This is a genomic window from Catenulispora pinistramenti, from assembly GCF_018274385.1.
Taxonomy (GTDB): Bacteria; Actinomycetota; Actinomycetes; order Streptomycetales; family Catenulisporaceae; genus Catenulispora; species Catenulispora pinistramenti.
In genome coordinates this window covers 1-1,770 of sequence record NZ_JAAFYZ010000461.1, presented here as the reverse complement: position 1 = coordinate 1,770, position 1,770 = coordinate 1, and the positions used below count along the sequence as shown (strand labels likewise).

The following is a 1,770-nucleotide window of genomic DNA, read 5'->3' as shown; positions in this document are numbered from 1 at the left end:
GTGGGGGAGGGCGGGGTCCGGGTGCTGATGACGCGGCGGGAGATCAAGGGGCTGTCGCCCTGTGAGGTGGTTGATTCTCAACCAGCTCGATGAGATTGCCCTCCGGATCGTGGACGTAGGCATAGCGCACGCCTTCACTGACCCCGGGCCCCGGCTCGACCACCACCGGCGCCGTGCATTCGGTGGTCAGCCAACGGAAGGCGCCCTCTAGATCAGCCACCTGAAGTGCCAGATGCGTGTACGTCTGACGAGTCGTGGCCGCGAACGGATCCGGTGTCTCGACCGGCGTGGAGCCGGCCCGCTCAGTGAACTCGACGCGCAGCCCGGCGCCGTCGCTCAGGATCGCGGTGCGGACGCCCGCGTCGGGGAGGTTCAGGCGCTCCTCGACGCGGGTGAGGCCGAGGGCCTTGCGGTACCAGTTCTCCTGGGCGTCGAGGTCGGCGACCGAGAGGCTGACGTGATGGACGCGGAAGGCGGGTGCGGTGGGCATGCCGTGCTCCTTCTTGAGGTCGGTGACCTTGAGGTTGACCACTTGAGGTTAATGGCGTTCACCTAGTGAATGATGTTAACCTTACCGGCATGACGCCACCTGTCAAACGCCGACCGAGCGGCCACCACCACGGCGACCTGCGCAACGCGCTGGAGCGGGCGGCGCTGGAACTCGTCGCGGAGAAGGGGCCGCACGGCTTCAGCCTGAACGAGGCGAGCCGTCGGGCCGGGGTGAGCGTCGCGGCGCCCTACAAGCACTTCGCCGATCGCGAAGCGCTGCTCGCCGCGCTGGCCGTCACCGGATATCGCGAGCAGCGTGAACGGTTCGCGGGGGCCGTATCAGCCCTCGATGACCCGGCTGATCAGCTTGCTGCTTTCGCGGCTGCCTACGTGCGCTTCGCCGCGGAGAGGCCGGCACTCTTCGACGTCACCTTCTACGCCGGTCTGGACAAGGCCCGGCATCCCGAACTCGCCGAAGCCGGTGACGCCCTGTTGGCGACGTTGCTGCCGGTGGCGGCCCGCATCACCTCGGGCGAATCAGCAGCCTTCGACCTGCTGCTCCGGATCTCGTCCGCGGCTCACGGCCTGGCCGTGTTCCTGCGCCAAGGCCTGTTCGGCGTCGCGGCGGACGCCCTGGAGGAGACAGCGCACCGAGCGGCGCATACCGCACGCGCGCTCATCGCCGACGCGAAATCGTCAGCGGCATGAACCCGTCGGCGGCATGGACCCACCGCCGACGTGGCCCCGTCGCCTCCGCGAAACCGGCCGAGCCCTCAACCCAACTGCTCAGCCAGCCCGATGATGATCCCGCTCGGCCCGCGCAGGTAGCACAGCAGAAAGCTGTCTTCGAACCGTGACACCTCGCCGATCAGCTCGCCGCCGTGCGGCCGCAACCGCGCGAGCGTGTCCTCGATGTCGTCGACCGCGAACATGACGCGGTGCACGCCCATCGTGTTCGCCGGAGGCACGGCCGGTGTCGGGGTGACCGGCTCAGGGGTGTGATACTTCGTGAGCTCCAGCCGGCCCGGCGCGCCGGGGATCGCCATCATCGCGATCTCGCTGTGCATCCCTTCGAGCCCGACGACCTTCGCGGCCCAGTCCTCCTCGATCTGCATCCGGCTGCCTTGCAACTCCATGCCGAGTTCGATGAAGAAGGCGACAGCGGCATCCAGGTCCTCCACGACGATGCCGACGTTGTCCATGCGCTGAATCGTCATGCCCCGAGGATAGGGGCCGATGGACCCGCCGACCAGCACCGGACCCGCCCCCGCCGCGCCTACC

Annotated in this window: 3 protein-coding genes; 1 reads left to right on the top strand and 2 read right to left on the bottom strand. The window is 68.5% G+C overall.

Features of this window, described 5'->3' with window-relative positions:
* Positions 1 to 43 precede the first annotated feature (43 nt).
* Complete coding sequence (locus tag KGQ19_RS48480; protein WP_212022392.1) at positions 44 to 490, bottom strand: VOC family protein; 447 nt, start codon at positions 488 to 490, stop codon at positions 44 to 46.
* 89 nt (positions 491 to 579) lie between these two features.
* Between KGQ19_RS48480 and KGQ19_RS48475 the strand changes: the two genes are divergently transcribed.
* Entirely contained in the window at positions 580 to 1,197 is a 618-nt protein-coding gene (locus KGQ19_RS48475) for a TetR/AcrR family transcriptional regulator (protein ID WP_212022390.1), read from the top strand.
* A gap of 65 nt (positions 1,198 to 1,262) precedes the next feature.
* Here KGQ19_RS48475 and KGQ19_RS48470 read toward each other — a convergent pair whose 3' ends face one another.
* The gene (locus tag KGQ19_RS48470) at positions 1,263 to 1,706 is read right to left on the bottom strand and encodes a VOC family protein (RefSeq protein WP_368862275.1); all 444 of its coding nucleotides are present in this window, start codon (positions 1,704 to 1,706) and stop codon (positions 1,263 to 1,265) included.
* Positions 1,707 to 1,770: the final 64 nt, after the last annotated feature.

Coding starts and splice junctions, on each gene's coding strand:
- KGQ19_RS48480 (WP_212022392.1), bottom strand. CDS start 490: ATGCCCACCGCACCCGCCTTCCGCGTCCATCACGTCAGCCTCTCGGTC.
- KGQ19_RS48475 (WP_212022390.1), top strand. CDS start 580: ATGACGCCACCTGTCAAACGCCGACCGAGCGGCCACCACCACGGCGAC.
- KGQ19_RS48470 (WP_368862275.1), bottom strand. CDS start 1,706: ATGACGATTCAGCGCATGGACAACGTCGGCATCGTCGTGGAGGACCTG.